This is a genomic window from Zavarzinella formosa DSM 19928, from assembly GCF_000255705.1.
Lineage (GTDB): Bacteria > Planctomycetota > Planctomycetia > Gemmatales > Gemmataceae > Zavarzinella > Zavarzinella formosa.
The window spans coordinates 618,643-624,978 of sequence record NZ_JH636444.1 but is presented as its reverse complement, the minus strand read 5'-3'; the positions used below and the strand labels follow the sequence as shown (position 1 = coordinate 624,978).

General features: G+C 62.0%; 6 protein-coding genes and 1 pseudogene. 2 read left to right on the top strand and 5 right to left on the bottom strand.

Annotated elements, in window-relative coordinates; genetic code table 11:
* From BGIM_RS53405 to BGIM_RS53400, 3 genes and pseudogenes are all read right to left on the bottom strand, one after another.
* On the bottom strand, positions 1-793 hold a 793-nt coding region (locus tag BGIM_RS53405; protein ID WP_020473697.1), incomplete at its 3' end, for an ATP-binding protein.
* 48 nt (positions 794-841) lie between these two features.
* Entirely contained in the window at positions 842-1,036 is a 195-nt protein-coding gene (locus tag BGIM_RS0131730) for a hypothetical protein (protein ID WP_020473696.1), read from the bottom strand.
* Between the two features lie 1,168 nt (positions 1,037-2,204).
* A pseudogene (locus BGIM_RS53400) lies at positions 2,205-3,205 on the bottom strand (IS701 family transposase).
* A 373-nt stretch (positions 3,206-3,578) separates the two neighbouring features.
* Between BGIM_RS53400 and BGIM_RS0131710 the strand changes: the two are divergent.
* Positions 3,579-4,667 (top strand): enolase C-terminal domain-like protein, encoded by a 1,089-nt coding sequence (locus BGIM_RS0131710; protein ID WP_020473691.1) that lies wholly within the window; start codon positions 3,579-3,581, stop codon positions 4,665-4,667.
* Between the two features lie 211 nt (positions 4,668-4,878).
* Positions 4,879-5,046: a hypothetical protein gene (locus tag BGIM_RS63570; RefSeq protein ID WP_020473690.1), complete on the top strand. Its 168-nt coding sequence runs from the start codon at positions 4,879-4,881 to the stop codon at positions 5,044-5,046.
* A gap of 73 nt (positions 5,047-5,119) precedes the next feature.
* Here BGIM_RS63570 and BGIM_RS0131700 read toward each other — a convergent pair whose 3' ends face one another.
* Positions 5,120-5,338, bottom strand: a complete 219-nt coding sequence (locus BGIM_RS0131700) for a hypothetical protein (RefSeq protein WP_020473689.1) — start codon at positions 5,336-5,338, stop codon at positions 5,120-5,122.
* Positions 5,339-5,892: 554 nt separating this feature from the next.
* The gene (locus BGIM_RS0131690) at positions 5,893-6,297 is read right to left on the bottom strand and encodes a response regulator (RefSeq protein WP_029630965.1); all 405 of its coding nucleotides are present in this window, start codon (positions 6,295-6,297) and stop codon (positions 5,893-5,895) included.
* Positions 6,298-6,336: the final 39 nt, after the last annotated feature.

Genomic DNA, 6,336 nt, shown 5'->3' with positions numbered 1-6,336 from the left:
GGGCGTACAGGACCGCCGGCTCTCGCGGCACCGGCGTCAGGGTCGGGCTGGCCAGGGCGGCGTCGATGTCCGGCAACTCGCGATAGAGTTGCCGGAAACCGGCAAACTCGGCGGCCGGCCCCTCGCCGACGCAGCCCGCGACCACCGGATGCAGCAACTCGGGCGGCGTTTGCCTTAGCACATCGGACACGAAGGCCCAGGAACGCGGGGTGGGAAAGGCCCGCTGATTCGTCTCCGGTTTGAACTGGAACAACAGCCCCGGCCGGAAACGCAAGAAGGCCCGCACTTCGGCGGCGATGTTCGTCGTGACCGCCCACGCCTGCCAGTCGTCGGCCGAGACCTCCAGGTCGAGATGGACAAAGCGGTTCAAGAGCGGCGAGATCAGCCGGTGCGTCCCGGCACGGTCGTCGCTCCGGTTGCTGGCGGCGATGACGGACCAGCCCTCCGGCAGTTCGTATTCACCAAGACGACGGTCCAAGGTCAGTTGCAGGCAGGCAGACTGCACCAGCGGCGGGGCTTGGGCCAGCTCGTCGAGGAACAACAAGCCGTTGCCATTTTGTGGGAGAAAACCGGGGGGACACCAGACCGCCCGGCCGTCCGCGACGCTCGGCAGGCCCCGCAGGTCGACCGGGTCCAGCAAGGTGGCCCGGACGTCAACCAGCGACAGGTTGCTGGCGTCGGCGGCCTGACGCACCAGGGAACTTTTGCCGATGCCCGGCTGGCCCCAGAGATAGACGGGGCGTTTGGTCGGGATCAGGGCCGCGAGGGCGCGGACCAACTCCGTCGGTCGCATGATCAATGCTCCTTTCACGAATGAGATTGATGATTTGGGGTGGGAAGGTCAGCGGGTGATTTGAACCCGGACTCCGGTCAATGCCGGGAACCCAGCCAAGACTTGTCTGACGGCGTCGAGCAGCCGCGACCGGAACGGCTTCGACCAAAGCAGGGCGTTCATTTCCCCGACCATTTCATCTGACAGGTCGTCGCGAACCCGCACGGTCACGTGCAGTTCCTCGACGATCACATATCTGGCCATGCGTCCTCTTTTTGTTCGGTGTGTCTGGTTGCCTGATCCGGGTGCCTTCCCGCACTGGAAAAGCTAATCCTGGCGGGCATGTATTCTGACGCATCGCGGGCGGATATTTAGGGGTGATGGCCGGACACGCCCGGCGGGCTTGTGGACTTCAGCCTCTTAAGGATCTGATTCACAACCGGCCGGGCGGGCCGTCCGCGCCGACCACTCGGCGCAAGAGGACGTAAATGTGAATCATGGTGGCGATGACATTTTCTTGAGCCAACAGTTTTTGAATGGTGTGGATGCGTGCCCCGCCTTCCGGAAAATGAGTGGCATAAACGGCGTGGGAATGTGTCGCGGCTGACGTTTTTGGTGAGGTGAGGATCCCCGGACTAAGCGCCGTCACGGATCCGGTCACAGGTTCGGCTCCCGCGGTTCGGCTCCTGCGGTTCGGCTCCCGCGGTTCGGCTCCCGCGGTTCGGCGAGTTGTCCCGAAGGTTGAACCCGGCGTGGTATGATCAGTTTCCCCATAATCGCCGTTCTCTTTCGCGTCGTGCCTCTGAATCGTGAACAGGCATGGCGACCGCACCCTGGCGTCGTGCCGCGGCATGAAGCTGACTGCCATGACCGGTGCTCGCCGTGCCGAGAAAACCATTCGACGCCACGTGTCGGCCACCCAAATGAGGGCTCTGGCCGCCGTACGACTGGCTCAGGCGAATGGGAATGCGACAAACGAATGACAACCAGATCGACGATTTGCCGAACTCGGAAAGCTCTTGAATTCAAGTGGTTGGGCAACGACCAGAGATGAGTGCAAACGCACGAAGACCTGCGAAAAATGGAGTGAAAGAGGATCGAAGTCTGCCCCGTCTCAAACAAACTCCGAGAAAACAAGCGATTCAGAGCTTCCGGGCGATTTGCTGCCCCATCCGCTGCCCCATGCCCTTCAGTTTCACGCCGACCTGGCCGAACTGATGTCCCTTTGGCCATCTGTTCCCGAGTCAGTCCGTTCCTCGATCTTGTTGTTACTCCGGGCCGGGGCGTCCTCGGGTTCGGCGAGCCAGGAAGAAGTCTCACGGAGAAGGGCAGTTTGAGATCAGTTTCTCTACGAAATAAACGAAATAAATGCCTATACGAGAGATCTGATGAATTGAAGACACCCCGCCTTTCATTCCCTCTTATCTACGTCTTACGCAGTTGAGGGTGCGGGTAGTGTGTAAAGGGGATTGGCCAGGTATTGGCGGACGGCCTCCCGGACGATGGACCACTTGGCCTCAAACCAACTCCAACCGGTGGTGTGTCGGTGGTATTCCAGCCGCACAAAGGCCCGAATCGCGCTCAAGACATGGTTTCGCTGTCCGCGGGCCGGCCGCACCTGAGATCGGTCCACGCCGGTGTGTTGCCTCAAGCCCCGATGATACTCCTCGATCGACTAGGACAGTTCGGCAAACATTTGCCGCGTTCCTGAACCCATCCCCAAGTCGTTGGTCACCCAGTGGCTCGTGTCGCCGTTTCGGGCGACGATCCGAAACACCCGGACCAACCCAAACGCCGGCAGCCAAACCACCGTTCCGTCGGCCGCCATCGGCTGGTCGCTCACCGCTTTCGGCTCGCCGTGATCCAGACGCACCAACCGGTTCTGCTTCAATCGCGTCACGAAAGTCCAGCCGAGCGACCGCACCAGTTTCAGATTGTCCACGCTGGCATGCCAACTGTCAAAAAGAACCGCTTTCGGCTGAAATCCCCGTTCTTTGGCGGCTCGCAGCATGGCGGCGAAGCGGTCGTTTTTCGTGAGACCGTCGGAGTCCTTGTGGCAGATTCGATCGTCGCAGGGGTGGAAGCAATCGCCGTCGGACCAAAGCATGGTGAGCAGATTGATCCCCCGGACGACTGCGTGGTGATTGCCCGACCAGTGACGGCCCGCCAGTTCGATGTGCCGGGCGCGGGGCTTGTCGAGGGTGGAGTCATCGAGGACAAGGACGCCGTCGGCCGGGTTGAGCAGCGGCCGGACCTCCGACCAAAGCGTGGCGGGACGGGTTCCAGGCGGTGAAGAAGCCGGGTGAACGCATCATGGGCCGGAGATCGGGGCTGTTCCGGTTGCACCCGGGCGGCCTCGGTCGCCGAGACAATCTTCGAAGTCCCAAGAAGAAATTGAATGTAATCTTCGGCATCGACGCGGGGCGGGTTCATGCGCCCAAGATTAACTTCCCTGATGGCACAGCGCAAGACCTAATCCGGCAACTGCGTAAGACGTATTATCAAACGAAATAAACGAAATAAGTCCCTTTTTTGCCCGAAACCTTCCTTGGGTCACCGGCCCACATGCCGGCCAATTTGTGGTTACTTCCGGTACGAAATAAACGAAATAAGTCCGGCGGACAGATGGGAAACTTTTCCTTCCCCATGACTTCGTGAAGCCGAAGTTTTGCGGAAGGTGTTTGACGGCTTCTGTTCCGTCGGTTAGCGTGCCTTCTGGGGCATGATCGAACTCATGCGACGTCCGGCATAAGGCGGATTTGACACGGCCGTCGGACGCCGCGCGGCTGAAATCACGGAGGGGAACGTGGCGAGCGGTGACACGGCGTTGATCCGGGAACTCATCGTGCGTCCGGTCCGCGTCCCGATGCCGGAGCCACATCGGACCGCGAGCGGAGTGGTCGCCGAGTCGCCGCTGGTTCTGACTGACGTGGTGACGGATTCTGGCGTTGTCGGCCACGGCATGGTGTTCACTTATACCCCCGCCGCCCTGGCGCCCGTCGCCGACCTCATCCGCAATTGCGGGCCGCTGGTCACGGGGCTTCCGCTGGCCCCGGCCGAGATCGAGCAGTCGCTCGCCCGGCGGTTTCGGTTGCTGGGGACGCAGGGGCTGGTCGGCATGGCGATGGCGGCGATTGACATGGCGTTGTGGGACGCGCTCGCCCGCGGCCTCGGAATGCCGTTGGTGCGACTGCTCGGCGGAGCGGCCAAGCCTGTTCGCTGCTACGGCCCGGTCGGATACGACGGCGAGGACGGGTCGGCGGCGACCGCCGCACGTTGGGTGTCCAGGGGATTCACCGGGGTCAAGGCGAAGATCGGATATCCGACCGTGGACGAGGATGTGGCCGTGATCCGGGCCGTCCGGAAGGCGGTCGGCCCCGAAGTGAGCATCATGGTTGACTACAACCAGTGCCTTGTCCCGGCCGAGGCGGTTGAAAGGGTCCGGAGGCTCGACGCGGAGGGACTGGCCTGGATCGAGGAGCCGACCCTGGCCCACGATTATGCCGGGCACGCGATGGTGGCGAGGGAGGCTCGGACCCCGATCCAATGCGGCGAGAATTGGTGGGGGACGACGGACATGCGGCACGCGATCGAGGCGGGTGCCTCGGATTACGTCATGCCGGACGTGATGAAGATCGGCGGCGTGACCGGCTGGCTGCGGGCCGCCGCCATCGCCCAGGCCTTTGGCCTGCCGGTGTCGAGCCATCTCTGGCCGGAGCTAAGCGCGAGGTTGCTATGCTGCACGCCGACGTCGCACTGGCTGGAGTACTCGGACTGGTGGAACCCGGTGCTAAAGACCCCGCTGCGGGTCGAGAATGGCATGGCCGTCATCTCCGACGACGACGGGAGCGGGATTGAATGGGACGAGGAGGCTGTCCGGCGGTTTGCCGTCTGAGCGACAGTACTTGCCGACACGCCGGATTTCACGGCGATGGGGTTGATTTCCAAAACTGTCCGCCGGCGGGATTTCATGATGCCGAGATATTCCACTGAAATCACCGATCGGTTCGTCGTCGAGGACTCCAGACATCGGAAATTTGACGTGCTGGAGCTTTCCTTGTTCATGCTTTCAGACCCCGCCGCAGGCCGAGGCCTGTTACTCTCAAATGCTCGACGCCATCGCCCGCCACCGCGTCGGCAACCGCCCCGACCGGGTCGAACCCCGCAAACGAAAACGACGGCCGAAACCCTACGACTCCCTCAACGTCCCCCGACCCGTGGCCCGCGAACAGTGCGAAAAGAACAAACAAAAGAAGAAAAAACCAAAGCCTTAACTAAGCGCCATTCGGCTTTGGGCCTTGTGGCGGGAAAAGATTTTCCCCGCAATCATTTCCGTCCGACGTCACGTCACATTGCCCCGGCCGCGCCGGACGTCAGCCGTATGCCGCCGGACTCGTACACGCCCTTCCCGAGCCGCCGCACGACGTCCGGCCCGATGCGCAACTGGGTCCGGGGCCATTGCCGCCGGTCGGTCCGTAACCACCTCCATACCTCGATCCAATGAATCTGCCCGGCGGCGTCCTCGGCCGGAAAGGTGGCCGTTCGCACCGCCGTCGTCTTTTCCATCGTTGACTCCTGCGTCTGAGGTCATTCCGGCCGGCCGGGTGTCGGGTGTCGGGCCGCTCCAACACAGCCGGCCCCACCCACTCGCGAACACATCGGCCGCGAGCCAGCACACCGGACCGGCCTGTCGCTGATCCCGAAGTTCGCCGATCCCGGGTCGCCGTTAAGGAACACTTTTTCGGACGATTTTGCATGTGCGGCCGGAGACCTTGGCTGTGCGTATTGCGTTGTTTGGTCGATGTAAATGCCTGCCCGCAAACGGGCCACGCGTTACTCGTATGTCGGCAACGGCGGTCGTTGCCGCCTCTGCCGTTTCGCTCGACGATGCGACGATCTCATACTTCACAAACGCCGCCGACGTTCCGTCTCCCGGCGGCGAGTCTGTCCGTCTGTCCCGGTTGAAGAACGAAAGATGGATCTTGCGGCTGTTCCGGATGACACCCGAGGGGACAGGGCACCGGCTTGTCGTGACTCTCCGCCGCCCAAAAACGGACGGGCCGCCGGAGCCCGGGCAAAACAGCAACCCCTGACCAAAACGGCCGACCCGGTGATACAGGTCAGCATCGCGAGGGGAGTGAATGGCCGACACTGTCCAAAGCGGAAATAAGATGCTCGATGGCGGCGGGTTTGACCAGGTGGGCGCTGATTCCGATGGCGGCCGACTTGAGAAAATCCACGGGCTGACCACATGTCGTGACGGCGATAAAGGCGGGAACCACGTAGCCCGGTCTTGCTTGAATTGTTCTCACCAGATTCCAGCCGTCCATGTCTCTCAACCGCAGTTCCAAGATGATGATGTCAGGCAATAAGAGAATCCCAAGAGCCGCCAGTCCCGACAGGGCGATGCCCGTGGGATAGCCGTAGGATCTTAACAACATGGCCAGCGATTCGGCGGCGTCCGGATAATCATCCACCACCAGCACGGACATCAAACCGTAGTTCCCGGTTCCTGCAAGTGTCATTGAATTCCTATCGGATCGGCTGCCTGACGGGGTGTTCCA